The 24,493-nt window shown below is 71.0% G+C and carries 24 protein-coding genes; 12 read left to right on the top strand and 12 right to left on the bottom strand.

All coding sequences use genetic code 11. The features are described from left to right. Positions 1–40: 40 nt before the first annotated feature. The 6 genes from LXT23_RS05730 to LXT23_RS05705 form a co-directional block, all read right to left on the bottom strand. Complete coding sequence (locus tag LXT23_RS05730) at positions 41–841, bottom strand: toxin-antitoxin system YwqK family antitoxin (RefSeq protein ID WP_253979046.1); 801 nt, start codon at positions 839–841, stop codon at positions 41–43. Between the two features lie 53 nt (positions 842–894). Then, positions 895–1,218 (bottom strand): hypothetical protein, encoded by a 324-nt coding sequence (locus tag LXT23_RS05725; protein ID WP_253979045.1) that lies wholly within the window; start codon positions 1,216–1,218, stop codon positions 895–897. Positions 1,219–1,389: 171 nt separating this feature from the next. Then, positions 1,390–3,126 (bottom strand): sigma 54-interacting transcriptional regulator, encoded by a 1,737-nt coding sequence (locus tag LXT23_RS05720; protein ID WP_253979044.1) that lies wholly within the window; start codon positions 3,124–3,126, stop codon positions 1,390–1,392. A 60-nt stretch (positions 3,127–3,186) separates the two neighbouring features. Continuing rightward, entirely contained in the window at positions 3,187–6,066 is a 2,880-nt protein-coding gene (locus LXT23_RS05715; protein ID WP_253979043.1) for a protein kinase domain-containing protein, read from the bottom strand. A gap of 9 nt (positions 6,067–6,075) precedes the next feature. Next, positions 6,076–6,801: a hypothetical protein gene (locus LXT23_RS05710; protein ID WP_253979042.1), complete on the bottom strand. Its 726-nt coding sequence runs from the start codon at positions 6,799–6,801 to the stop codon at positions 6,076–6,078. Between the two features lie 55 nt (positions 6,802–6,856). Further along, the gene (locus tag LXT23_RS05705; protein ID WP_253979041.1) at positions 6,857–7,990 is read right to left on the bottom strand and encodes a BamA/TamA family outer membrane protein; all 1,134 of its coding nucleotides are present in this window, start codon (positions 7,988–7,990) and stop codon (positions 6,857–6,859) included. A 105-nt stretch (positions 7,991–8,095) separates the two neighbouring features. On the opposite strand from LXT23_RS05705, the gene LXT23_RS05700 reads away from it, so the two are divergent. From LXT23_RS05700 to LXT23_RS05690, 3 genes are all read left to right on the top strand, one after another. Continuing rightward, positions 8,096–8,695, top strand: a complete 600-nt coding sequence (locus tag LXT23_RS05700; protein WP_253979040.1) for a TetR/AcrR family transcriptional regulator — start codon at positions 8,096–8,098, stop codon at positions 8,693–8,695. Between the two features lie 116 nt (positions 8,696–8,811). Beyond that, positions 8,812–9,093 carry a rhodanese-like domain-containing protein gene (locus LXT23_RS05695; protein ID WP_253979039.1) on the top strand — a complete coding sequence of 94 codons (282 nt, stop codon included), beginning with the start codon at positions 8,812–8,814 and terminating at the stop codon, positions 9,091–9,093. 80 nt (positions 9,094–9,173) lie between these two features. Further along, positions 9,174–10,094, top strand: coding sequence for a DMT family transporter (locus LXT23_RS05690; RefSeq protein ID WP_253979038.1), 921 nt, complete (start codon positions 9,174–9,176; stop codon positions 10,092–10,094). A gap of 43 nt (positions 10,095–10,137) precedes the next feature. On the opposite strand, the gene LXT23_RS05685 is transcribed toward LXT23_RS05690, so the two are convergent. Further along, entirely contained in the window at positions 10,138–11,082 is a 945-nt protein-coding gene (locus LXT23_RS05685; protein WP_253979037.1) for an alpha/beta fold hydrolase, read from the bottom strand. Positions 11,083–11,837: 755 nt separating this feature from the next. Between LXT23_RS05685 and LXT23_RS05680 the strand changes: the two genes are divergently transcribed. Both LXT23_RS05680 and LXT23_RS05675 read left to right on the top strand, forming a co-directional pair. Next, the gene (locus tag LXT23_RS05680; protein WP_253979036.1) at positions 11,838–12,005 is read left to right on the top strand and encodes a hypothetical protein; all 168 of its coding nucleotides are present in this window, start codon (positions 11,838–11,840) and stop codon (positions 12,003–12,005) included. After that, positions 12,005–13,708: a hypothetical protein gene (locus LXT23_RS05675; protein ID WP_253979035.1), complete on the top strand. Its 1,704-nt coding sequence runs from the start codon at positions 12,005–12,007 to the stop codon at positions 13,706–13,708. The genes LXT23_RS05680 and LXT23_RS05675 overlap by 1 nt, the downstream gene beginning before the upstream one ends. A 9-nt stretch (positions 13,709–13,717) precedes the next feature. Here LXT23_RS05675 and LXT23_RS05670 read toward each other — a convergent pair whose 3' ends face one another. Further along, on the bottom strand, positions 13,718–14,050 hold the full coding sequence (locus LXT23_RS05670; protein WP_253979034.1) for a TfoX/Sxy family DNA transformation protein: 333 nt from the start codon (positions 14,048–14,050) through the stop codon (positions 13,718–13,720). A gap of 141 nt (positions 14,051–14,191) precedes the next feature. Between LXT23_RS05670 and LXT23_RS05665 the strand changes: the two genes are divergently transcribed. Together LXT23_RS05665 and LXT23_RS05660 are read left to right on the top strand one after the other, a co-directional pair. Next, a complete protein-coding gene (locus LXT23_RS05665) occupies positions 14,192–15,502 on the top strand; it encodes a phytoene desaturase family protein (protein ID WP_253979033.1) in 1,311 nt (436 codons plus the stop codon). Between the two features lie 3 nt (positions 15,503–15,505). Next, positions 15,506–16,498, top strand: coding sequence for a sigma-70 family RNA polymerase sigma factor (locus LXT23_RS05660; RefSeq protein ID WP_253979032.1), 993 nt, complete (start codon positions 15,506–15,508; stop codon positions 16,496–16,498). On the opposite strand, the gene LXT23_RS05655 is transcribed toward LXT23_RS05660, so the two are convergent. Then, entirely contained in the window at positions 16,446–17,051 is a 606-nt protein-coding gene (locus LXT23_RS05655) for a class I SAM-dependent methyltransferase (protein ID WP_253979031.1), read from the bottom strand. The two genes, LXT23_RS05660 and LXT23_RS05655, sit on opposite strands and share 53 nt — an antisense overlap. A 108-nt stretch (positions 17,052–17,159) precedes the next feature. Next, complete coding sequence (locus tag LXT23_RS05650; RefSeq protein ID WP_253979030.1) at positions 17,160–17,957, bottom strand: prolipoprotein diacylglyceryl transferase; 798 nt, start codon at positions 17,955–17,957, stop codon at positions 17,160–17,162. Positions 17,958–18,567: 610 nt separating this feature from the next. Here LXT23_RS05650 and popC point away from each other — a divergent pair. Then, a complete protein-coding gene (gene popC / locus LXT23_RS05645; protein ID WP_253979029.1) occupies positions 18,568–19,992 on the top strand; it encodes a subtilisin-like protease PopC in 1,425 nt (474 codons plus the stop codon). Between the two features lie 63 nt (positions 19,993–20,055). Continuing rightward, a complete protein-coding gene (locus tag LXT23_RS05640) occupies positions 20,056–20,505 on the top strand; it encodes a hypothetical protein (protein ID WP_253979028.1) in 450 nt (149 codons plus the stop codon). Between the two features lie 391 nt (positions 20,506–20,896). Here LXT23_RS05640 and LXT23_RS05635 read toward each other — a convergent pair whose 3' ends face one another. Beyond that, positions 20,897–21,289, bottom strand: a complete 393-nt coding sequence (locus LXT23_RS05635) for a RidA family protein (protein ID WP_253979027.1) — start codon at positions 21,287–21,289, stop codon at positions 20,897–20,899. 61 nt (positions 21,290–21,350) lie between these two features. After that, the gene (locus tag LXT23_RS05630; RefSeq protein WP_253979026.1) at positions 21,351–22,199 is read right to left on the bottom strand and encodes an alpha/beta hydrolase; all 849 of its coding nucleotides are present in this window, start codon (positions 22,197–22,199) and stop codon (positions 21,351–21,353) included. 181 nt (positions 22,200–22,380) lie between these two features. Here LXT23_RS05630 and LXT23_RS05625 point away from each other — a divergent pair, with 181 nt between their 5' ends. From LXT23_RS05625 to LXT23_RS05615, 3 genes are read left to right on the top strand one after another with little or no spacing between them, the layout of a single operon-like run. Continuing rightward, a complete protein-coding gene (locus tag LXT23_RS05625) occupies positions 22,381–23,649 on the top strand; it encodes a ferritin-like domain-containing protein (RefSeq protein ID WP_253979025.1) in 1,269 nt (422 codons plus the stop codon). Positions 23,650–23,653: 4 nt separating this feature from the next. Continuing rightward, positions 23,654–24,163 (top strand): PaaI family thioesterase, encoded by a 510-nt coding sequence (locus LXT23_RS05620; protein ID WP_253979024.1) that lies wholly within the window; start codon positions 23,654–23,656, stop codon positions 24,161–24,163. Position 24,164: 1 nt separating this feature from the next. Further along, positions 24,165–24,416: an acyl carrier protein gene (locus tag LXT23_RS05615; RefSeq protein WP_253979023.1), complete on the top strand. Its 252-nt coding sequence runs from the start codon at positions 24,165–24,167 to the stop codon at positions 24,414–24,416. Positions 24,417–24,493: the final 77 nt, after the last annotated feature.

Here is a 24,493-nt window from a genome sequence, read left to right as displayed (position 1 = left end):
CCCACCGACACCTCCAGTTTTCCGCCGGCCGCGGGCCCGCTCAGGGGTTGCCGGTGCCGTGGCCCCTGCGCTCCACATTCTTTCCCTTCTCGTAGCGCGTGGCGCCCATGGGGTAGCCGTCGTCCTCCCACACCCGGCTCCAGCCCTGGAGGACACCCGAGGTGTACTCGGCCTGGCGGATGACGGTGCCGTTGGGCGCGTAGCCGGTGTGCAGGCCGTGCTCGCGGTGCTGCTTCGGCTTCGCGTCGTCGTACCGGCCCTCCGTGTCACGCCCGCCGGTGTGGTGGTACGCGATGGCCCAGCGCAACAGCCCGTTCTCGTAGAAGCGCTGGCCCTTCAGCTTCCCGGTGGACTTGTAGAACCAGAGCGCCAGCCCGTGGGGCATGGGAATGGAGCCTCTCGGGCCCGGGATTCGGCAGTCCAGCGCGTGCGCGTCCGCGAACACCTTCGCGCCGGCCGGGCACTTCAGCATGTCCTCCTTGGCCTGGGCGCGCGTGAGGGTGTCGGGAATCCAGACCGGCAGCTTCTCGGGCGCCACCGGCGTGAAGAAGGACTTCTGCTCCTCGGTGAGCGCGGGCCGGTGGGCCTTGGTCTGCGCGTTCGCGTCGTCGACCATCTGCTGCAGCTTCTTCGAGTTCTCCAGCGCGGTGACTTGCCGCGCGACGCCGTCCTTCATGTTCGCCGGGGCCTCGGCCTGGCTCGCCTTGAGCTCGACGATGGCGGCGTCCAGCTCCTGCATGCGCGTGGGGCCTCCGGTGGAAGCCGCCTGCGCGAGCGCGGCGGGGCTCCATGAGGAGACGAAGAGGGCGGTCAGCATCCAGTGGTGGGCGGTGGGTTTCATGTGGGCGTGGGAGACAGGTGAGGGTGAAGGGTGAGGCGTGGAGGAATGAGGTGTCAGCGCCGGCCGGACGTCGGAGGCGTCGTCGTCACCGGGGGCCGGCCGGGCTTGCCCTGCGTCTCGGTGGCGTATGGGGCCGTCGGCACGGGGCCCTTCACGCCCTTGTCGGTGGCCGCGGCGCGTCCCTGCTCCGGCGGCGGCTTCGGCGGCTCGAGCGGCGGCTTTCCCCCGGTGACCGCCGTGTGCGCGGCGGGCTCGAAGCAGTCCAGGGCCGGCCGGGACTGCCGCGGCGGAGGCTGCACCGGTCCCGGCTGCGGGCGGTGCGGGCTGGAAGGGATGGCGGGGCTGGGGCGGAACGGCTTCGGACCAATCGGCGTCATGGGCTCCTCCGGGTGCTGCGGTTGTTGTTGGAGGAGCTTCATTTCAATGACCGTGCCGCCCCCGCGGCTCAGGCACATCAATGGGTTGCGCGAGTGCCGCGAAGCGAAGGTGCCTTGAAGGGAAGTCTGCCGGGTTCCTTCGAGGGAAGTCGAGCCCCCCTGCCGGGCACGTCAGCGCGGAGGGGCGCCGCGCCGCGGCCGGGGGATGCCATGTGCGTCCATCCAGACGCCGAGCGTCTTGCGCGACACCCCCAGCTCCCGCGCGGCCTCCGTCTGGTTGCCGCCGTGGCGCTCCAGGGCGTCGGCGATTCGCTGCCGCTGCCCGCTGCTCGCGTCGGTGGCGGGTGGGGGCGCGGCGGTGGGCGGCAGCCGGGGCGCGAGGAGCTTCTCCAGCGGCAGGTGCTCGGGCCGCACCACGTCCACGGCACCGAGCACCACGGCGCGCTCCATGACGTTGCGCAGCTCGCGCAGGTTGCCGGGCCAGGCGTAGCGCAGCAGCGCCTCGCGCGCTTCCGGTGACAGCGTGGGCGCGGTGGTGCGGCCCATGGCGCGCGCGGCCAGCCGCAGGAAGGCGTGCGCCAGGTGGACCAGCTCCGCGCGGCGCTCGCGCAGCGGGGGGATGGTGAGGCTGAGGCCATCCAGCCGGAAGGAGAGGTCCTGCCGGAAGGCGCCGCGCGCCACCTCCGCCGCGAGGTCCTTGTGGGTGGCGGCCACGAAGCGCACGTCGAGCGGGCGGGGGCGCAGCTCGCCCAGGCGCAGCACCTCGCGCTGCTCCAGCACGCGCAGCAGCTTGGCCTGGACGCCCGCGGGCAGCTCGGCGACCTCGTCCAGGAAGAGGGTGCCGCCGTTGGCCGCTTCGAGCAGGCCGGGCTTGGCCTTCACGGCGCCGGTGAAGGCGCCCTTGTCGTGGCCGAACAGCTCGCTCTCCAGCAGCGACTCGGAGAAGGCAGCGCAGTTGAGCCGCACGAAGGGCCCCTGGGCCCTCGGCGAGTGACGGTGCACGGCCTCGGCGAAGACCTCCTTGCCCACGCCCGTCTCGCCGAGCAGCAGTACGGTGAAGGGGCTGGAGGCCACCTGCCGCACCAGCGAGTGCAGGCGCTGCATCGCGGGGTCGACGACGACGATGTCGCCCTCACGGGCGTCCGGAGTCTCCCCGCGCGCACCCTCGCCCGCGCGAGCCAGCAGTGCCTCGGGCGTGCGGCCTTCTTGAGGGAAGCGCGCGTGGCCCAGGGCGAAGGACAGCCCGCGCCGGTTCAGCTCGTCGGCGATGTCGGCCTCCACCTCGTCTCCGCGCCCGGGCTGCTCCTCCCAGACGAGGGCATGCCACTCCTGGGGGGCGTACCCGGCCAGGACATCCAGCGGGTCCAGGGCGGTGGCGACTGCTTCGCAGACCTGGGCGGCGTGCGCCGCGTGGAGGCCGCGAATGCGCACGAGGCGGAAGGCGGAGCCGCCGGCCTCCGCGCGCAGGCAGGCCTCTTCCAGCCGGGCCTCCAGCGCCGCATGGCTCCACACGGAGCGAGGCCGCGAGGCGGAGGTCGCGGCCACGGCGGGCGCGTGCTGGAGGAGCAGCGTCAGGTCGCCGAGCTCCAGCGCGCTGCCGGGCGTGAGCTCACAGACTTCCTCAGGCTCCAGCCGGCGTCCGCCGACGCGCGTGCCGTTGGAGCTGCCGAGGTCCTTCACGGTGGGGCGTGGACCGAGCGTCAGCTCCGCGTGCCTGCGGGAGAGCGCGGCCGAGTCGATGCGCACGTCCGCCTCGGCGCCGCGACCGATGACGACGCTCCCCGACTCGGGAAGGGGAAACGTGAGGGCCAGCGTCGGGCTGAAGACGAGCAGCCGGACCGGTCCCTTGCGTGCGCCCTGCTCGCCGCCCTCGGGTGCGAGGGGAATCGTGTCCAGGTCCGAGCTCACTGGCTCACCGTTGTAGCAGACCGGCCCGCCCCGGCGCATGGCGCTGGCCGGTGGAGCCCTTCAGGGCCGGCGCGCCTCGGCGGCATGGGTGGCCAGCCAGTCCCGCACCTCTTCCAGCGAGCGGGTGTTCGCGGGCCCCTTCGTCTCGAAGACCGCGCGCGCGGACGCGACCAGCTCGCGGGCCCGTGCCCGCTCCTTCCCCGAGTGCCACAGCGCGCGTCCCAGCGCGAAGCGCGTCCGCGCCACGTCCTCGGGCCGGCTGCGAGCCGACGTCAGCGTGAGCGCGCGCTCCAGCGACTCCACGGCGCGCTGGGGCTGTCCCAGCGCCAGGCGGGCCTCGCCGAGGCTGGTGAGGAAGTGGGTGAGCGTCTCGCTCTCGCGTCCCTCCTTGGCCTCGAACCGTGCGAGCGCCAGCTCCAGCACGGGCAGCGCCTCGCGAGCGCGTCCCTGGGCCAGCCAGATGTCCGCGACGGTGCGCTGGACCTTGGCGGCCTCGGGATGCTCCGCGCCCAGCTTCTTCTCGAAGAGCATCCGTGAGCGCTCCGCGGCCTCCAGCGCGGCGTCGAGGTTGCCCCGCCACGATTCCAGCACGCCCAGGTTGTGCAGCGCCGCCGCCACCTGGAGGCTCTCCTTGCCGTAGGCCGGCTCGAAGAGGGCGAGCGCCTTGTGCTGCGCCTCCACGGCCTCGTCGAGCCGTCCCTGGAACGAGAGGACGTTTCCCAGGATGACGTACCCGGGCCCGAGCTCCGGATGCTTGGAGCCTTGCGACGCCTCGCGCAGTGCCAGGGAGCGGAGCACGGACTGCTCGGCCTCCGCGAGCCGGCCGAGGCCGATGAGCGGATTGGCGCGAAACATCAGCACCTGGATGAGGGGCAGCTTGCTCGGCAGGCGCTCGAAGTGGGCCTGCGCGCGGTCCAGCGCCTCCAGCGACTCGGCGTGCCGCTCGCGGTCCTCCGCGTTCATCCCCGCCACGAAGTAGTAGCGGGCCTCGATGCGCTCGGGCCACTGCAGCCGCTCCAGCACCACCCGCGCGTCACGGAGCCGCAGCTCCGCGGCTTCATGGCGGCGCAGCAGGCCGCTCTCCACCTGGGCCAGGTCAATCAGCGCGCGAGCGAGCAGCGGCTCATCGCGGACGGCGCTCGCGGCGTGGGACGCCTCCGTCATCCGCTCCGCCGCCTGGTCATAGCGTCCCGCGCGCCAGTGCAGCCGTCCCTCGATGAGGAGGGCCTCGGCCTCCACGTCCAGCGCGGACAGGGCCCGGGCCTCGCCACGAGCCTTCTCCAGCGCCGCCGTCGACGCCTTCAGCCGCGCCGCATTCAGGAGCGTGCGTCCCTCGTCGACGAGGCCACGCGCCGCCTCCAGCCGCGCGCGCACGGCCGGGTCCGAGGGAGGACGCGGGGCCGCGCGCAGCGAGGCCAGGTCGGCGCAGTCCTCCAGCTCCGGCAGGGACTCCACGGCCTGCACCGCGTGCTGCGTCACCCGGGCGTCCGCCGACAGCAGCACGCCCGCCAGTGCCTCCACGGCCCGCCGCCGCCGGGCGAGGCAGGTCATGCGCAGGTCCAGCATCTCCTCGCCCTGCTCGCCGCGAAGGCGGGTGGCCTGGCACGCCTCCGTGTGCTGTGCCACCCACTGCCGCCCGTAGTCCTCCACGCGGCGGGCCACCTCGGTGGCGGCGTCGTTCGCGTACGGAACGCCGGTGCTCCGCAGCGCCTTGCCGACAGCCTCCGCGCGCACCGCGCTCCAGGACGCGGCCCACTGCGCTTCAGCGCCCTGGCAGGGCACGGGAGCCTCCGCCCGCCACAGGAAGAGCCCCGTCGCGGTGGCCACCGTGAGCGCTCCGGCCAGCAGTGCGCGCCGCCGACGCTGGGGCGCCGAGGCCTCACGGGCGAGCGCCCCGAGCAGCGCCGCCATCGAGGGGAAGCGGGCCTCGGGCAGCGAGGCCATGCCGCGCAGGAGCACGGGAGCAAGCCCGCGAGGAACGCCGGGCCTGGACGGAGGCGGGAGTGGAGCGCCGCCCGGAGGCACACCGTGGAGGGGATGGCGCCCGTAGAGGGCTTCGTAGAGCGCGACACTGAAGGCGTACTGGTCGGCGCGCGCGTCCACGGTGCGGCCCGCGCGCTGCTCCGGAGCCATGTACGCCGGAGTGCCGAGGACGATGCCCGCATGGGTCACCACCGAGAGGGGTGCGAGGCCCTCCGTGGGAGCGGCGGCGGTGGCGTCATCGGCGCCACGCGCGAGCCCGAAGTCCGCCACCTTCACGCGCCCGTCGCGAGCCACCAGGACGTTCTGCGGCTTGAAGTCCCGGTGGACGAGTCCGGCCGCATGCGCGGCGGCCAGCCCCCAGCCCGCTTCGAGGAAGCGCTCCAGCACCTGCCGCCAGGGCTGCGGCCCTGCCTCCAGCCACTCGCGCAGCGTCTGTCCTTCGACGTACTCCATGGCGAGGAAGACCTGGTCGCCATGCGCCCCCGCGTCGTGCACGGTGACGACGCGCGAGTCCGCGAGCCGCGCCAGCGCCTGGGCTTCGCGAAGCATGCGGGCGCGGTTCTCGTCGGCGCCGGGCCCCGCGAGCAGCTCGGGGCGCAGCAGCTTCACGGCGACGCGGCGGTCGAGCTCGGGGTCATACGCCTTGAACACCTCGCCCATGCCGCCGGCCCCGAGCCGCGCCAGCAGCAGGTAGCGTCCGAGCTGCTTCGGGCTCGGAGCGCTGGCGGCCCCCGGCGAGCCAGCGAGGTCCAGCGTGCTCGTGGCCTGCTGCGCATCGGCGCCACTCCCTGCGCCCACTGCTGGGCCCGGTGCTCGCGGGGCGAGTTCCACCGTGGGAGCATCGAAGCGCCGGCAGGCGCCACAGGTCTCCAGGTGCAGCCGGACGCGCGCTGCTTCATCCGGAAGCAGCGTTCCTCTTTGAAACGCGAGCAGCGTGGGCTTGTCGGGACACGTCACGGTGCGGCCTCAGGCGGCCGGAGGGCGCGAGGCGACCTCGCCCTCCACCGGTGTGTCCTCGATGCCCAGGCGGCGCTCCAACTGCTGCTCCAGGAAGAGCACCTGCTGTACTTCCTCGAGCCCGGCGAGCAGTGTCACCTCACGGCCTTTGTCATCCCTCGCAATCAGGTCATAGGTGAGGGTGTCACCCACGTTGCCCTTATGGACGCATTCCCTTCCGTAGAGCTGGGTCAGCTGGCTGCCCTTCAGCTCCAGGTCGCGACGGCCGGGAATGGGACCATGACGGATGGAGAGCTGGTGGCGGCTCACCTCGAGCGTCGTGTGGTTCAGCAGGAGCATCATCACGCGGTAGGTGAGCAGCACCGCCAGCACGGCGAAGGGAGACAAGCAGAGGAGCTCTCCGAGCTTCGTGTCGCCAGAGATGTATGTGACGACAGTGAGGGCAACCATGGCGTCCAGGATCGCGGCGAAGATGAACTCCGAGAAGACGTGGACACTGACCCATCGCCAGCGGAGGCGGAGGGTCCCGTCGACCTCCTCGACCTGGAAGCGCGAGGGCAGGGGCACCGGGGCCCGGGGCTGACTGGGCAGCGCCGGGGCCGGCGCGGCGAGCGGCTCCGCCTTGTGTCCGGACACGTCGTAGACCGCGCGGCACTCAGGGCACCTGGCCATTGCCAGGTCCCACTGGATGTCTTCAGGGCTCATCGGCGCCTGGCACAGCTTGCAGGACTCCATGGCCGGGTGGCTCCAGTCGTGAGGCCTTGGAGTCTACCCGGAGCGCGGAGCCTCGTCAGAACGCCTCACCCACGTTCAGGTAGAAGCTCAGCTCCGAGCCATACGCCACATCCAGCCGGAGGTTCACCGGCACGTCGGCGAGCGGCGCGAACCGCAGGCCCAGTCCCGCTGCCGGCTTGATGGCATCGGCCTCCACGTCCTCCAGGCTCCGAGCCACCGTCGCCGCCGAAGCGAACGCCACACCCCCGAGCCGCCAGAACAGGGGAGCGCGGTACTCCACCTGCGCGCCCAGGTGCTGTCGCTCACGGAACCGCCCTTCCAGATGCCCGCGGCTCAGCTCCATGCCTCCGAGCCGGCCGGTGTCATAGAAGGGAGGCTCGCCCCGCCGCAGCTCCACCAGCCCCTGCAGCGCGAGCACATGCCGCTGGGCCCAGGGCAGCGTGAAGTACCGCCGCGCATCCAGCCGCAGCACGTCGAACGCGTAGTCGGAGCCCCAGTCCTCGCGAGCACTGCGCAGATTCAGCCGCGCCAGGAGCCCGGTCAGCGGATTCAGCGTGTTGTCGCGCGAGTCATACAGCGCGGTGAGCCCGAGCTGCAGCGTCGTCCCGCCTGCCGCTCCCGTCACCGAGCGGAGCGCACCCTCCTCGGCCATCTCCGAGATGCGCGCGTGCTGGCCCCGCAGCGTGGGCCCGACATACAGCCGGGGTGCCACGCGCCACTTCGGGCTCAGCTCCACCTCGAAGTACACGGGCGTGTACGTCTCCTCGTCCTCCATGCGCGTGGACGCGCCCGTCCCGAAGAACCGGTCCGGGAACTTCGCCGCGCTGGCCGTGGCCGTCAGGTTCAGCCGGTCGTCGAGGAAGTACACGTCCGGCTGGAGCAGCACGGTGAACTGCCCCTTGATGCTCGCGGCGCCGGCCAGCAGCACCTGGGACTCGCGGCGGCCACTGTCCTTCGGTGGCTGGTACACGAGGGACGCCGCGCCACCGAGCAGGAAGCTCGTCTCCGGCTGATACGCGGGCAGCGCGAAGGGCACCAGGCTGAACTGCCCGTCCGCCTCCTCCTGGGCCCGGGCCGGGCTGACGAGGAGCACCCCGAGTACGGCGGCGAGCGCACGGAACGACGCCCTGGCGAGCGCGCCTCGCCGCGAAAACCGTCCTGCGCTACTGTCGCCACCGGTGTTGGTCATCGGATTGAATCTCCAGGCTTAATCCGGAGGTTCAATCAATTGATTAAGTCCTGGGCGGCGTCAAGGGCGCGCCAGCTTCGCATGTCCTTTCAAGGGTTTATCCAGATGGGGAACGACGAGCAGGGCGCGAGGGAGCGCATCATCCGGGCGACCCTGGTGTGCATCGAGCGGGACGGGCTGGACGCCACGGGCATCCGGGAGATTGCCCGCGAGGCGCAGGTGAACAGCGCGGCCATCAGCTACTACTTCCGGAGCAAGGACAAGCTGATTGCCCTGGCCATCGAGCAGACGCTGGACCAGGCCTTCGGCCACGTCCTGGCGGACTTCGACAAGCTGCGCGCGGAAGGCATCGGCGTGCGCGAGGCCTTCGAGACGGTGTTCGAGGACGTGGTGGGCAACATCGGCCGCTACCCGCGCATCGCGCACGCGCACCTGCGCGAGGTGCTGGTGAGCCAGCGCTACGAGGGCCTGGCCCTCGAGCGCCTCAACGCCTTCCTCGGCGAGCTCGTGCCGAAGCTCGCTCCGGCGGCGCCGCACCTTGCGCAGGACAAGCTGCGGCTGGCGCTGGCGCAGCTGTGGTCCTCGGTGCTCCTGCTGTCGATGATGCCCCGGGTGTTCGACCAGTTCATCCTGCTCGACTTCCGGACGCTGGAGACGCGACGCGCGTGGGTGAAGCAGGCCTCGCGGCTCCTCTTCAATCCGTGAGCCTCACTGCGTCCTTCGCCCAACGGGGCGCGCCCGCGAGCGACGTCGTGCGAGACGGGACGGGGTCTGTTGTGCGAGGACCCTCGTCGGACTCGAAGGAGGAGGGTGGAAGAGCCATGACGCCTCAGGAACTGTCCCAGAAGGCCCGGCAGCTCGTCGCGGAAGGCGCGGTGCTGCTGGACGTGCGCACCCCGCAGGAATTCCAGCAGGGTCACCCCGAGGCCGCGCGCAACATCCCCGTGCAGGAGCTGCCCCGGCGCCTGTCCGAGGTGGGCCCGCCCGGCACGCGCGTGGTGGTGTACTGCGCCGCGGGCGGCCGCAGCGCCCAGGCCGTGCAGCTGCTGCGCGCCGGTGGCTACACGGACGTCTTCGACCTCAAGTCCGTGAACTACTGGTAGCGGCCATGGGGCCCGCCGGTGGCGGGCCTCGGGGCACGTGACACGGGCGCCCGCTTGAAGCAGGTTCCCGCGCGTCCACCATGACTCGCACCACCGGCTTCCTCGTCGTTGCCCTCTCCGGAGCGTGCTTCGGCGCGCTCGGCGTATTCGCGGGCCTGGCCTACGCGGCGGGCGCTGACGCGGCCTCGCTGCTCTTCCTGCGCTTCACGCTGGCGGGACTGATTCTGGCCGGCGCCATGGGGGTGCGGCGCCAGCGGCTGCCGTCCCGGAAGATGTTGCTGAGCCTGATAGGGCTGGGCGCGGTGTTCTACGTGAGCGAGGCGGGCGCGTACTTCGTGGCCCTCCAGCACGCGCCCGCGGGGCTGGTGGCCCTCCTGCTGTACTCGTTCCCCGCGCTGGTGGCGCTGCTCCAGCGCTTCTTCTTCCACGAGCGCCTGGGCCGCGTGAAGTGGCTGGCCGTGGCGATGGCGCTGGGCGGCACGGTGCTGACGGCGGACCTGTCCCAGGGAGGAGCGAAGCCGCTGGGCGTCATGCTGGGCCTGCTGTCGGCGCTCCTGTATGCCGTCTACGTCGTCCTCAGCGCGAAGGTGGCGGGCCAGGCGGGGCCCCTGGCCTCCAGCACCATCATCCTCTGCTCCGCGGGGGCCTCGCTGGGCCTGCTGGTGCTGGCACGGGGCCCGGCCTTCCCCACCACGGCCACGGGCTGGGGGGCCGTGGTAGCGCTGGCGCTGGTGTCCACCGTGGCGGCGGTGCTCCTCTTCTTCGTGGGCATGGCGCGCATCGGCCCGGTGAACACGTCGCTGGTGTCCACCATGGAGCCGCTGACGGCGGTGGTGCTCAGCGCCATCTTCCTCGGCGAGCGGCTGAGCACCCGGCAGATGCTGGGCGGCCTGCTCATCCTCACCGCCGCGGTGATGCTGGCCCGCGCCGACGCGTCCCAGCCCGAGGCGGCGGGCCCAACGAAGGGCGGCCCGTCACCCGGGACGGCGGGGCCCGGGTAGGGCTTTCCGGGTGGGAAGCCCCGTGCCGGGCCCTCCGGTGTCGCTAGTACGCCACGGACACGAGGAAGCGCGTCACGTCATACACGAAGCGGTAGCGCAGCTCCGCGTGGGGCGCGTGGCCCGTGTTGGGGTAGAGGACGAAGGTGGCGTTGGGGAGGGCATCCACGAGCGCCTGCTGCTGCGCGACGGGGAAGAAGCCGTCCTGGTCACCGCCCACGACGAGCACGGGCACCTGAATCTCGCCCAGCCGCGCCGAGTGGTCCTCCGCGATGAGCCCGTCCAGCGTGGCCTGCCACACGCTCGCGGGGACCTTGAGGCTCTCGGACACCAGGGTGTCGATGTACGAGGGCGGCACGGGCCGCACGAAGGTGCTGGTCTGGAACTCGCGCACGAAGACCGGGTCCACGGTGCCCACCTGGGTGTCGACGATGGACTTGAGGAACAGCGCCACCTCGTTGCCGGCCACGGTGGGGGCCGAGCCCACGAGCACCAGGGCCTTCACGCGGCTCGGGGAGTCGAGCGCCACCTGCTGGGCGATGAAGCTGCCCATGGAGTGGCCGACGAGGATGGCGCGCGGCTCGCCCACGGCATCGAGGAAGGCGACTACGTCCGCGGCGAAGTCCTGCTGCGTGTAACAGCACGCGGGCTTGGACGAGTCCCCGTGGCCGCGCTGGTCCAGCGCATACACGTGGAAGTTGCGCGGGAAGATGGGCAGGTCCAGGTCCCAGGTGCGGTGCGAGTCCGTATAGCCGTGGAGGAACACGACGGCGGGGCCGTGCTTGAAGCCCTGCTCCACGTAGCGCAGCGTCACGCCGGTGCTCAGGGTGACAGAGCGCTCGCGGGGCGCGATGAACTCCTCCGCGGGAGCCGCATCCATGCCCTGCGGCTGCGACTGCTCGACGGGCGGGTCCACCGGAGTGGGCTCCGGCGCGGGGCCACAGGCGACGAGCATGGGAAGGGCGAGCAGGGCGACGAGAAGCTTTCTCATGGGTGGATGTCTCGGACATGCGCGGCGGGAGAATCCGCCGTCGTGCGAAACATCATATCCCTACCTCTGACATTGCCTCGCACGTAGTAACTCGCGGGGTTGTCAGGAATTCAGGATTCGACTGTGTGAGGGACCTCGGCGGGATGAGGTCGATATGACCCGCATGGGCCGCGCAGCTGTGCTGGAAGGTTCTCGCGGCGCTGGTGCGGGTGTGACGCGCGTGTCGCTGCGGAGGTGTGCGAGCGCGACCTGCCGGGAGGTTCAGCGCTCGTCGTCGTCGCTGGAGGCGGGGCCGGGGGCGTCCTCGCCAGGGGCGGGCGCCGCGTCATGGCCGGGCTCATTCGAGGCGGGTGGGGCGGCGTTGCGCAGGATGACGGAGACCCATCAAGGTCCCCGCAGTCGCTATCTTTACGCGGTAAAGCGGCATCCTTACGCAGCGAAGAGTTCCTCTTATGGCAGCACAAGCGGCGTCCCGGCCCTCCAGGTGCGGCTCCACTGCATCCAGGGCGCTGCGCCCGGCGGTCCCCTCAGGAGCCCGCTCAGAGAGAGTCCGAGGAGGCAGCCCGGGCACGACCTACCCAGGGATTCTCATGGGTTGGACGTGCGGCGAGATGTCCTCCTGATTACACGGGCACTGGGCTTTACGAGGTCTCATCCCCATTGTTCGCGGGGTGAGGAGATGTCGGATCGACGAGGGTTCTCGACGCTGGTCAGCGGGGATGCGTAGACTCCCCGCCTTTTTGGAGGGTTGGACCATGAGCACCGCCCAGGACGCTCCGAACGCCACGAATCTCCCGGTGCTGCCGCCGGAGGAGATCCTGCGTCTCGTGCGCGAGGGCGAGGAACTCCGCCGCGAGCTGGAGAAGCGGGTGGCTCCGATGAAGCAGGTCTCCGCGGGGGACTTGAAGCTCCGCCTGCGCTGATGCCGGCGACGAAGGTCTCGCTGCGGTTCCTGCGGTTCTCCGAGCAGGGCTTCATCCGGGAGGCCCTGCTTGCCTCCAAGGTAGACCCAAAGTCCCAGGGCTTGGCGTGCGACCAGGTTCGTTACCTGGCCTCGTTTCTTTCCCATCCGGACTGTGGAGCCCAATCACTCGTCATTGAGTCTCCCTACGTCGACCGGCACTACCTGGAGGAGTACCTCGGCTATTACGCGACCCAGCTGAGGCCACCCGACTCGCAGACCACTCGCATCCATGTCTTCGGCTGTGACCTGGAGGAGACGTCGTTCGAGACCTTCCAGCGTCGGGCCGCCTCGGGTGAGTACAAGGTCGTCCAGCAGGAGCTTGGCGACAGCTATCGTGGCTTCGTCGTCATCCGTCCCCTGCCTGCCTCGCCTGTTGGACGGACCATCTTCCGGCCCTACCAGTCCGCAGGCACTGACCGTGTTTATGGTCCGCCTTCGGCGCCCCATCGTGTCCACCTGGGCGGACTGGAGCTCACCATCGAGGGAATCCCGTTCCAGCAACAGGACCAGGGAGTCGGAGCCTGTGCGACCACCGCGCTCTGGTCTTCGCTGGCCCGAGTGGTGCGGACGGATGGGGGACGCGCCCCGACTCCGCTGGCCATCACCCTGGCGGCAACGCAGCACAATCACGAAGGCCGTGTCCTTCCTGCGGAAGCAGGGCTCGAACTGGACCAGATGTGCGCCGCCATCCGGGACTTCGGCTACTCACCCTTCGTCCTCAAGCCCGCGGAAGAGCCCGAGCTCTTCCTCATGGCCATCCAGTGCTACGTCCGGTCGGGGATTCCGCCCATCCTGCACGTCTCGGATGGAACCGGTGCAGGAGGCCATGCGATTGCCGTTGTCGGGTTTCGGGGCCATCACCCGGAAGAGCAGGTTGACGACATCATTCGCAAGGTGACTCCCAGTCACGCGCTCATCTCCCGAGGGATGAGTCGGCTGTACGTTCACGATGACCGGTTTGGTCCCTACGCGAGGATGCGGTGGGTCACTCCTCCAAGAGCAGTGCCTGCGCAGGCTGAGGCGGAGCGGGAACTCGAGGGAGAATTCGAGGGAGCACTCCTCACGGAGGCAGGGAAAGACTCATCGAGCGTCAAGGGAACCCTTCGGGGAATTCTGAAGCCTCTACCGCCTGTGGGCGTTGAGGTTGCGACAAAAGACACGAACCGGGAGCCTCCTCGACTCGTATTCCATCCAGGAGCCGAGGGCTTCGAGCACCTCTGTGAGCCGCTCAAGATATGGGCGGCCCTCATCCCGCTGTATCCGAAGCTGCGCCTCTCCGCGACGGACCTCATCGAATTCAGTGGCACCTTCATTCCGATGATGAAGCAACTGGTTCCCCAGGAGCGGCGTGACAAGCTGCGCGTGCAGTTCCGGTTCGCGCAGGGCGGGACGTACCTCCGGGAATTGTTCCAACAGCAGCGTCTCGTGAGTGAACGCGCGGCCGCGTTCGCGCGTCAGGCGCTCCTGCCCCGCTATGTAGGCGTGATGGAGTTCTGGCTGGAGTCTGATTGGGTCGCCGATGTCCTGCTCGACTCGACGGACATCCGAAGGAAGGCGCCTGCACCGCCGCCCATTCTTGGCGTGATTCCGCGCGAGCCGGACAGTGGCGTCATCAGGGCCTATCTCGACTACATCGCCGCAGCGGCCGCCCTGGTCGCGTAGTGCGCCTCGTCATGATTCGTCGTCATGGCCCTCCGCCCGGGCCCGCATCTGCGCCTTCACCTCGGGTGGGAAGTCATTCCAGTGCGTGTTCGTGAGCGCGCCGTGCAGGGCATACAGGGCCACGGCGCTCACCTGCCTCGGGAACGCGGCCTTGAGCCGGCGGTACGCCTCGGTGGCGCCCACGGCGCGCAGCGTGGCCTCGTCCGCGATGCCCACGGTGCGCAGCCGCTCGGAGGTGCGCGTGCCCAGGTTCAACAGCGAGGCCGTGGTGCCCGCGCCGGAGGCACGGGCCTTCGGGAAAGCCCGTGAGCGGGTCGAGCCGGAGGGTCGGGACGAACGCATGGTCTGGAACCACCGTTCTACTCCGGTCCCCGCCCGCCCGCTCCGGCCCTCTTTTCACCCCCGTGTAACCTTTCGCCCCCCTCTTTCGTGGAGCCGTCGGACGCCCGGAATTTCCCCGGGCCTCCAGCGTGGAGGACGGACATGCAGGCGACCCGGATAGCGGTGGTGGGCGGAGGCGTGGGAGGGCTCGCGGCGGCGGCGCTGCTGGCGCGCGAGGGCCACACGGTGACGCTGTACGAGCGTGCGAAGCACTTCGGCGGCCGGGCGCAGACGTCGGAGGTGGAGGGCTTCCGCTTCAACCTCGGCCCGCACGCGCTGTACCTCGGAGGCGCGGCGGCGCGGGTGCTCGGCCGGCTGGGCGTGAAGCCCCAGGGCGGCCTTCCCGGCGCGGGCAGCTTCGCGCTCGAGGCGGGCCGGCTGCACACGCTGCCACGCGGGCCCGTGTCGCTGATGACGACGGACCTGCTCGGCCTGGCCGGGAAGCTGGAGTTCGCGCGCCTGCTGGCGGGCGTGGGCCGCATCGACACGCGCACGCTGTCCGGCATGTCGATGCGCGAGTGGATGAACACCCGCCTGTCCCGTGACGACGCCCGGGCGCTCGTCGGTGCGGTGACGCGGGTGAGCTCCTACTGCGCGGACCATGACGCCCTGAGCGCGGACGCGGCGCTCTCGCAAATCCAGCTCGCCCTCGCCTCGGGCGTGCGCTACCTGGACGGCGGCTGGAGCACGCTGGTGGACGCGCTGGCCTCCGCCGCGCGCGACGCGGGAGCGCGGCTGGAGACCTCCGCGAAGGTGGAAGCCCTCGTCCGCCAGGGCCCGGGCGCGGGAGCCCCCGTGCGCGGGGTGCGCCTCGCGGACGGCACGGTGCACGACGTGGACGCGGTGGTGGTGGCGGGCGGCCCGGCGGACGTGGCGGCGCTGGTGCCCGGGGACGCCGTGCTCGCGAAGGAGGCAGTGGAGTCGGTCTCGGTCCGCGCCGCGACGCTGGAGCTGGGCCTGTCGCGACTGCCGAAGCCGGAGGCCCTGTTCGCGCTCGGAATCGACGGCCCGTGGTACGTCTCGGTGCACTCCGCGGCGGCCTCGGGGCTGGCGCCGGAGGGAGGCGCGATGGTGCACGTGATGAAGTACCTGACCGGCGCGGACGACACGGCGAGCGAGGCGGACCTGGAGGCGGTGATGGACGTGCTGCAGCCGGGCTGGCGGATGCACGTGGTGGCGCGGCGCTTCCGGCCCGACCTGCGGGTGAGCCACCGGCTGCCCACGGTGGCGACGGGCGGGCTGGCCGGCAGGCCCCCGGCGCAGGTGCCGCACGTGAGCGGACTGTACAGGGTAGGGGACTGGGTGGGCCCGGAGGGGATGCTCGCGGACGCGTCCTTCGCCAGCGCCGAGTCCGTGGCGGCCTCGCTCACCCGGAGTCAGCGCGAACAGCCGCGCCGCGCGGCGGGGGCATAGCGCATGGAGCGCCAGGGCGGACAGGGGCAGGGGGCGGTCGCGGAGGCGGCGCGAGCGCACGAGCGCTTCCTCTGGGGGCTCTGCTACCGGATGACGGGCGTGGCGGCGGACGCGGACGACCTGGTGCAGGAGACCTTCACCCGGGCGCTGGCGTCACCCCCGGCCCGCACGGAGGAGCTGCGCCCCTGGCTGACGCGGGTGGCGGTGAACCTGGCCCGGGACCACCTGCGCCGCCGCCGGCGCGAGGGCTACGTGGGCACCTGGCTGCCCTCCCCGCTGGAGACGGCGGACGCCCAGGCGCCCTCGGACCTGGACACCCCTCCGGGCGTGGAGGCGAGGCTGCCGGGAGGCGGCTCGACGGAGGGACGCTACGAGCTGCTGGAGAGCGTCTCCTTCGCGTTCCTCCTCGCGCTGGAGGCCCTGGTGCCCAAGCAGCGCGCGGTGCTGCTGCTGCGCGACGTGTTCGACTACTCGGTGCGCGAGGTGGCCGAGGCCCTCGAGATGACCGAGGCCAACGTGAAGGTGGTGCACCACCGGGCTCGCGCGGCCATGGCCGAGTACGACCGCGCGCGCCGCATCCCCACCCGGGCGCTCCAGGAGCGCACCCGCGTCGCCCTGGAGACCTTCATGGGCGCCCTGCTGTCGGGCGACGTGGCGACGGCCGAGGCCCTGCTGTCCAGCGACGTGCGCGCGCTGACGGACGGGGGCGGCGAGGTCCGCGCGGCGCTCCATCCCGTCCTCGGCGCGCAGCGTGTCCTCAACTTCCTGTTCCGGCTGGCGGAGCTGCGCGGCCCTCCGACGGCCTTCGAGGTCCAGATGCTCAACGGGCTGCCGGCGCTGGTGGCGGACTTCGCGGCCGCGAAGGACCCGAAGCTCGCCACGCGCGCGGTGGTCCGCGTGGACCTGGGCGCGGACGGGCGCATCGCCGAGCTCTACTCGGTGCTCACGCCCCGGAAGCTCTCCGGCCTGCGCCCGCCTGCGGCCGTCGGGCCATGATGAGCTCGCTCATGCCCTGCAGCCGCTGGACGCGCCGCACCACCTCGAACCCGGCCTGCTGGACGAGGAAGAACGTGTCCCGGTTGAGGCGGCACCCGCCCGTCACCCGCTGCCACGCGGGCGTGAGCAGGTCCTGCGCGGCGGCCAGCCCGGAGGACGGCGCGCGCACGTGCTCCAGCATGCGCAGCTCGCCCCCGGGGCGCAGCACGCGGAACACCTCGGCCAGCGCCGTCGCCGGAGCATCCACGCTGCAGAAGACGAGGCTGGACACCACGGCGTCGAACGACGCGGCGGGAAACGGCAGTTGCTCCACGCTGGCGTGCAGCAGCTCGACGTCGGGACGCCGCCTCCGGGCCCGCTCGAGCGCCTCCGCGTCCACGTCGATGGCGGTGACGGACGTCACGGTGTCCGGGTAGCCCGGCAGCGCCAGGCCCGTGCCGGTGCCCACCTCCAGCACACGGCCGGCCAGCCCGCGCACCAGCTTCCTCCGGGCGGCGGTGAGCCCCAGCCACCCGAGCGGCGTCATCACCGCGTCATATGCCAGCGCCTTCATGCCGAAGCCTCCCACGGGAAGAACTCCCCCCGGACACGACTCGGCCCGGGGCCCCGGCGTTTCCGTCCGCCAGGCCACCGGGCCGATGTTACCGCCGTCTCGAGCGCCCTACCGCGCCGCGCGCATTGTCCCCGAGGGTGACGGCGGCGCCGCGGCCCCGCCGGGCGAGCGCCGCAGCAGGCCCCACACGCCATAGGCAATCAGCGCGATGCAGCCGTACTGCGCGGGCGTGAGCCCGAAGTAGCGCGCGTCGACGTAGGCCCGGTCCGTGGCGCGCAGGAAGTCGAAGAGGAAGCGGGACACCGCGTACAGCACGGCCGTCAGCGGCAGCAGCTTGCCCTTCAGCGCGCCCGCGTTGCGCAGGGCATACAGCAGGCCGGTGAACAGGAAGAGGACCGCGGCGTCGTACAGGCCCAGGTCGTGCCGCGGACCATCCGGGAACGCGACGGCGAGGAAGAAGTCGGTGCGCACGCCCGGGTGGTCATGCACCGCGAAGCAGCCCAGGCGGGCCACCGCCCAGCCCGGCACGACGCCCAGCGCGAACACGTCCGCGTAGTCGTTGAAGCGCAGCTTGCGCGCCCGGAAGAAGAACACCGCGGCGATGATGCCGCCCAGCAGTCCGCCGAAGGACGACAGCCCATCCCAGACCTTGAGTATCTGGAACGGGCTCTTGGACAGCTCCTCCGGGTGGTAGAAGAACAGGTGCACCCAGTGGCCCACGAGGATGCCGATGCCCACGCCCCACGGCGCGTAGTCGGCGAGCGGCGTCGGGTCCAACCCCTGCTTCTCTGCATTCCGGACGAGCAGGCGAGCGGCCAGGATGATGCCCAGCGCGACGAAGACGCCGAAGGGCTCGATGGTGAGGGGCCCCAGCTTGAGCGAGGGGGCTTGCCAGTAGGGAATCACGTCTGAGGGCTCCTGGGCGGCGCGAACGTCCCTCCCTTTAGCCGGGCGGAGGGACGGAGGCGAACATTTGTAGGAACACGGACTTTCCCTCCCCCACCGCCCCCGGGGTCCGCTGGCAGACACCGTGCCTGTATGCCTGCTGGCACTCTCCTCGTACCCAGGAGGGAATCACTCCCACTTCCAGACGTTCGAGGAAGACCCGCTAGGACCGAATCAGGGGGTCTCGCGCGTCTACTACGGGAAATCCTTGGTTTTTTGTCAGGCCCGTCCTGTCCAATGACACTGTGGGCCGGGGACTTTCCAGGGAGCGGGTGAGGGGCATGCCGGAGCAGGGGAGACAGCCACCACACGTCGAGCGCGCCGCCACGCGCGAGGTCGACGTGTGTGTCTCCGCCCGGCACCTGTGGAGGCCGGATTCACCCATTTCGGTGGACGCCACGCGATGGAAGTGCGCGCGCGCCACCCCTGTCGAGGGCACGACGCCACGTGCGCGCCCTCATCATCCCCGCCGCACGCGAGAGGCTCCACACGCGGCGGGAGCGAACCTGGTGCCGGGCGTCCTCGCCTCACGCGACCGGCGGTGCAAGGGAGTCCAAGGAGTAGACAACCCATGAAGTCCTACCTGTTGGTTCCAAAGGAGTCCATCGAGTCGCAGGCGCGCGTGGGGCCTCGCGGCACGGAGCAGGGAGAGCGCGTGCTGCCGCGCACGACGGCGCTGCGCTTCTCCACGGCGAACAATGCGCCGGACGCGCTGACCGCGCTCGGCCTGCGCTCGGCCACGCTGCCCGGCGTGCGTCCCGCGGTGAGCGTAGAGGAGCCGCGCAAGCGCCGCCGCAAGGGCGCGAAGGCCAGGGCCGGCACGCGCGGCGCGGACTCGTCCACGATGCCCATGCCGGGCGCCACCGTCTCCGAGCAGACCGGCGCCGAGCCGGGCAGCTACCGCTTCATGCCCCTCATCGGCGCCACCATGGCCCACTTCTACGAGGAGGCCACGGAGAAGGAGGCCCGCAGCCGGCTGGAGAGCGAGTTCGAGTTCATCCCCGACGTGGTGCCCCTGTCCTTCCCCGGCCCGGTGTCCGCCGGAAATACGGGGCCGCGCAACCGCGGCATGTCCTCCCTCGCGCAGCGCGAGTGGCCGGACGAGTGCGGCGTCCCCCTGGCCCACGCCCAGGGCATCCGCGGCGCCGGCGTCATGCTCGGCATCCTCGACACCGGTGTGGACGCCGACCACCCGGAGCATGCTGCGCGTGTCATCCAGTTCCGTTACGTGTCGCTGTTCCCCAACTCGCCGCACAACCCCGCTCGTGACATCCGCGGCTTCGACCCGGACGGCCACGGCACGCACGTGTGCGGCATCGCCGCGGGCGTTCACCACGGCGTCGCCCCGGAGGTGGACCTCTACGTCGCCTCCGTCATCGAATCGGAGACCATCCGCACCAGCCTCGGCCGCGTGGCCGCCGGCATGGAGTGGCTGCTGCATCAATTCAGCCGCCCTGAAAACTCCATGCGCCCGGCGGTCGTGAATCTGTCGCTCGGCTTCCCGCTGGCGCCGCCGCCCGGCATCTCCGAGGCCGACTACCGCCTCAACCTGCGCGCGCTGCAGACCATGATTCGTCGCCTGCTCGACAGCAACGTCCTGCCTGTTGTCGCGGCAGGCAACAATGGACCCGATGCGGTTGGTTATCCAGCCGCCTTTCCGGAGTCCCTGGCCGTTGGCGCGGTCGACTTCGAGCGCAATGTGGCCACATTCTCCGCCAGCGGTGTGGTGGAGAAGCGCGTCGTCCCTGATGTCATGGGTTACGGAGTGAACGTGTATTCGTCCACGGAGCGGCGCTGCAACAACCAGGCGTTCTACGAGCGAATGAGTGGCACCAGCATGGCGGCGCCTTATGTAGCGGGTATTGCAGCACTGTACCGCTGCCGTGCCCCTGACTTGACGGCGACGGAGGTGAGGGATTTGATCCTCGCCAATGCCGTCAAGCTCCCTCGCTCGGGGACACACCGGACGGGTAAGGGCCTGGCAGTGTTCAGGTGAGGGCGGTGGGTTGATACCGGGGTCGGCGCCAGTTGAGCGCCGGACCCGGTGGAGGAGAAGGCCATGAGCAGGAAGAATGGCGAGCCGGGCGACGTGTATGCCGAGGCTCTGTCCAGGTTTGGCTCGGGCGTGCGCCCCATGCCGGGCGCTGCCGCCCGCGCGGACGTGCGCCCATTGCCGGGCTCGGCGGGCGCGGACGTACAACCCGACTGGATTGACGTGACGGTGATGCCGCGCGAGGAGCCCCAGGCTCCGCCCGCGTATGCACCCGCACTTCCGCCGCTCCGCTCACGGGCGGAGGTGCACCAGTCCGGCCTGGCCGAGAGCGCGCGCTTCTACCAGAGCTTCATGCGCTGGATTGAAGCGCACCAGCTCCAGGGCGCCGTGCGTTCGGTGAGTGAGCCGGGCTCCCTGCCCATGCTCCACCTGCGCTGCGCGCCGCGCGTGCTGGACCAGCTGCGTCGCACGCCGGAGTTCGAGGCGGGCGCGATGATGCCCATCAAACTCGTCTAGCAGTGGGTGCCCCTCGCCTCGCACCCCTGGTCTGGGACTCCCTCCGAGCGTGAGGAGGGCTGCCCTGGTGGCCTCCCGGCCACCCCTGCGGCGGCGCGCGGTGCGCGCCGTCCTCGGAGAAGCAGCCCGGCCCCGTCGTTCCTGCCACGGAGAACCGACGTCAGGGCGGCTTCTTCCTGATTAACTTAGAAACTCGGGATTGTCCTGCCAACTGGCCAGAGGTCTGCCAGTCGCAGGTCATCGTCCAGCGGTCGACGCACCGTGCCGAACGGTCGGAAAGTCGTTCTGGCGCGGGCACTTGCACCGTCCTGCAGGCCCTGTGGGCCCGGGTGCGCGGACGCGCCAGGGGCGGCTGTTGTGGCCCGGGACACGGGCAGTACGCCCCGGGGGCTCACGGCACGTACGCGATGCAGTCGATTTCCACGCGCAGGCCCTCGTTTGGGAGGGCGGAGACCTGCACGGTGGTGCGCGCGGGCCGGTGGCCGCCGAAGACGCGCTCGTAGACGGCGTTCATCCGCGGGAACTCCGCCATGTCCGTGAGGAAGACGCCGCAGCGCAGCACGTGCTGCAGGCTGGAGCCGCCGGCCACGAGGATGCGCTCCAGGTTGCGCAGCACCTGCTCCGTCTGCGCCTCGATTCCCTCCGCCTGCTTCCCCGTGGCCGGGTCCGTGGCGGCCTGGCCGGAGATGAAGAGCAGCCTGTCCAGCTGCATGCCGGGCGAGTACGGCCCCGCGGGCTTGGGCAGGGTGGGGGAGACGATGGGCTGGTGCTTCGTCGACGTCATGTGCGTCCTCCAGAGAGTCCCGCGGGCCGCGAAATGACGCGGGCCCGGGATGGGTGCCGCCTCAGCCGCGAGCCTGCTGTGCGCGGGGCGCTGCCTGCGCGAGCGCGGACTCGAACAGCCCCACCACGCGCTCGCGGTAGGCCTGGGGCGCGGCCGTCAGCGCGCGCGTGTGCTTGGCCTCCGGAATCACCCACATCGAGCACTGCTCGCGGGGCAGCGGGCACGCGGCCAGCAGGCGCTCGCCCATGGAGGACGGGGTGACGGAGTCCTGTCCGCCATAGATGAAGAGCACGGCCTTCACGTCCGCCACGTCGCGCACGCGCGCCACCGGGCGCAGCTTCGCGAGCAGCCTGGGCATGAGCACGTTGCTCGCCTTCAGCACCGCGAAGGCCACCTTGTAGCGGACCCAGTACTCGTCCAGCGTGGTGAAGGGGCACTCCATCACCGCTGCCGTCATGCCGTGGCCCTGCTGTCCCAGCGCGCACACCAGCCACGCCGCGCCGAAGGAAGCGCCCAGCCCCATGACGGGCAGCCCCGGTGCCAGCGCCGCCGCGCCCTTCGCGGCCGCGAGCACGTCCGCCGGATAGAGCAGGTCCGCGTCCGGGCTCTCGCCGAAGCCATTGAAGTCGAACAGCAGCACGTTGAAGCCGCTCTCGCGCAGCATCCGCGCGTGGCCGTGCTTCAGGTAGAAGCCCTTGGCCTCCACGCCCATCGGGTGCGCGCACACCACCGTGGCCCGCGCGGGACCGGAGGAGGACTCACCGAAGAGGCCCACCAGCGTCCCGCCCCGGCCGTTGTCCAGGTCCACGCGCCGCCAGCTTCCCCGCTCCGCTTCCGCCTCCGCGGGCCAGCTCCACGGCTTCTGGTAGCGGCTGAAGAAGGGCTTCTTGAGCAGGGTGTAGAGGTTCATCCGGCGAGGCTCCAGGCAGGAGGTGGGGGGACGGTACCAGAACGCCCGCCGCGTCCGTCCTTCCCCGGGGTGGACGAAAAAATCCAGGTGGGTGGGGAAGAAAAACCCCCACCTCCGTTCAGACAGGTGAGTGGCCCCTCCGGTGCGGAAGGGCTCTCCCGTCTCCATCCCAGAGGTCTCCATGAGTGCGCTCGCGGCGAGCGGTGTGCCGGCTATTGCCCAGACTCTTCCTCCCTCCCTGATGACTCCCACGGCGGAGCGGCTTCGCGCCGCCTGGCTGAGCTCGAGGCCGCTGCCCGGCGGGACGACGGACGTCACGCTGCCGGACGGCACGCGCCTGCTGGTGGACGTCGTCACGCCCGACTCCGCGCGCGAGTACCTGACTCGCATGGGCGAGGACGCGCTCGTGGTGGCCTTCCTCGACGAGGCCGCGGACGGGCAGGTCCCCGCGCCGCTGCGGCTGCTGCGGGACGACCCTCGCTTCGAGCGCGTGCGCATCTTCCTGCTCGGCAAGGACACGCGCTTCCTGGCGGCGGGCGGGCTGGGAGACCTGGACGTCGAGGCCGTGCTGGACGCGGGCGAGCTGTCGGCCCCGGGCTTCACGCGGGCGCTGGAGCAGGGGCTGCGCGCGCACCGGGCGCTGGGCGCCAACCCGCTGATTCCGCGCTTCTACCTGGATGCGACGTTCAACAAGGTCTTCGACTGGTTCGAGAACACGCGCTGGACGTGGGCGGACCTGGGCGACTTCTCGAAGGTGGACCGCTCGCTGCTGACGGACGAGGAAATCGACCTCCTGAAGGAGTCGGCCATCATCGAGTTCGGCACGCTGCCGGGCGCGCACAACTTCCTGCGCGAGTGGGGGGACGAGTACAGCTTCTCCTCGTGGGCGCTGTCGTGGGGGGCGGAGGAGTCGCGGCACTCGCTGGTGCAGTGCCGCTACCTGGAGGCGCTGGGCATCTCCGTGCCGGCCAAGCACGCCATGTACAAGCGTGAGCCGTACCCCATGGGCCAGGACAAGGCCGGCACGCTGATGATGAACATCATCTCCGAGGCGCGCGCGGCCGAGTACTACAAGACGCTGGCCGCCCAGACGCGCGAGCCGGTGCTGCGCAACATCTGGACGGTGCTGGGCCGGGACGAGGGCCGCCACGCGCGCGCCTTCCTCGTCTTCTGCAAGGAGCTGTGCGCGCTCAACCGCGAGCACCTGCAGGCCGCGCTGAAGATGGCCTACGTCTGGCTGGCGGACCGCAGCGATGGTGTGAAGCACCCGGCGGGGCACTTCTATCCGCACTCCACGTCGGCCACGGGCCTGAAGCAGGTGGAGAAGCAGAACGAGGGCGTGACGGACCGCGCGGACGCACGCGTCTTCGCCATGCTGCGCGGCCTCACCAACGACGAGGGCCTGCGCACGGTCCGGGACTTGAAGCGCACGCTGCGGGAGATGGCCTGACACCATGGACTCCGGACCTGCTCGTGCGCCGCCGCCGGACCCCGCGCCCTATGGCAACTGCTTCGGCTGCGCGCCTGGGAACATGAAGGGCCTGCGCCTGACGTTCCGCCATGACGAGGCGGGGCGCATCCACACCGACGTGTGCCTGGGGCGGGACTTCGAGTCCTTCCCCGGCATCATCCACGGCGGAATCGTGGCCACGGTGCTGGACGAGGTGCTGGCCCGTGCCTCGCTGCACGTGCACCGCGTGCCGGCGATGACGGTGGGGCTGCGGCTTCGCTACGTGAAGGTGATGAAGACGGGCCAGCCCTACGTGGCGGTGGCCGAGGTGCAGTCGCGCGACGGCGAGCTGGTGCGCCTGTCGGGGCGGCTGGAGAGCCCGGTGGAAGGGCTGGTCGCGGCGGCGGATGCGACGTTCATGCTCCTGGACGCCGAGCGGATGGATGCGGCCCGTCACGGGCTGCCGGAAGAGACGCTGGAGAGCTTCAAACGCTACATGCGCGAGGTGACCTGAGATGCGGAACGACATCATCCAGATTCTGAGTGGCGAGCTGGGAATGCCAGCCGAGGAGCTGACGCCGGACGTGCACCTGCGGGGGATTGCGGGCATGGACTCCATGAAGGTGCTGTCCATCATCCTCAAGGTGGAGAAGAAGTTCGGCATCGAGATTCCGGACGACGCCACCTTCCGCATGGAGACGGTGGGGCAGTTCCTCCTGCTCGTCGAGACGCTGGCCGCGCCGCAATCGCTGCAGCAGGCGAGCTGAGCGGAGCCGCGGAGGTGTCCGGCCACCCCTGCGTGGAATGAACGTTCCTTCCACCCTCGGGGCGGGAAGGACACAGG

Source organism: Pyxidicoccus xibeiensis, from assembly GCF_024198175.1.
Lineage (GTDB): Bacteria > Myxococcota > Myxococcia > Myxococcales > Myxococcaceae > Myxococcus > Myxococcus xibeiensis.
This window is presented reverse-complemented; position numbering and strand designations above follow the sequence as displayed.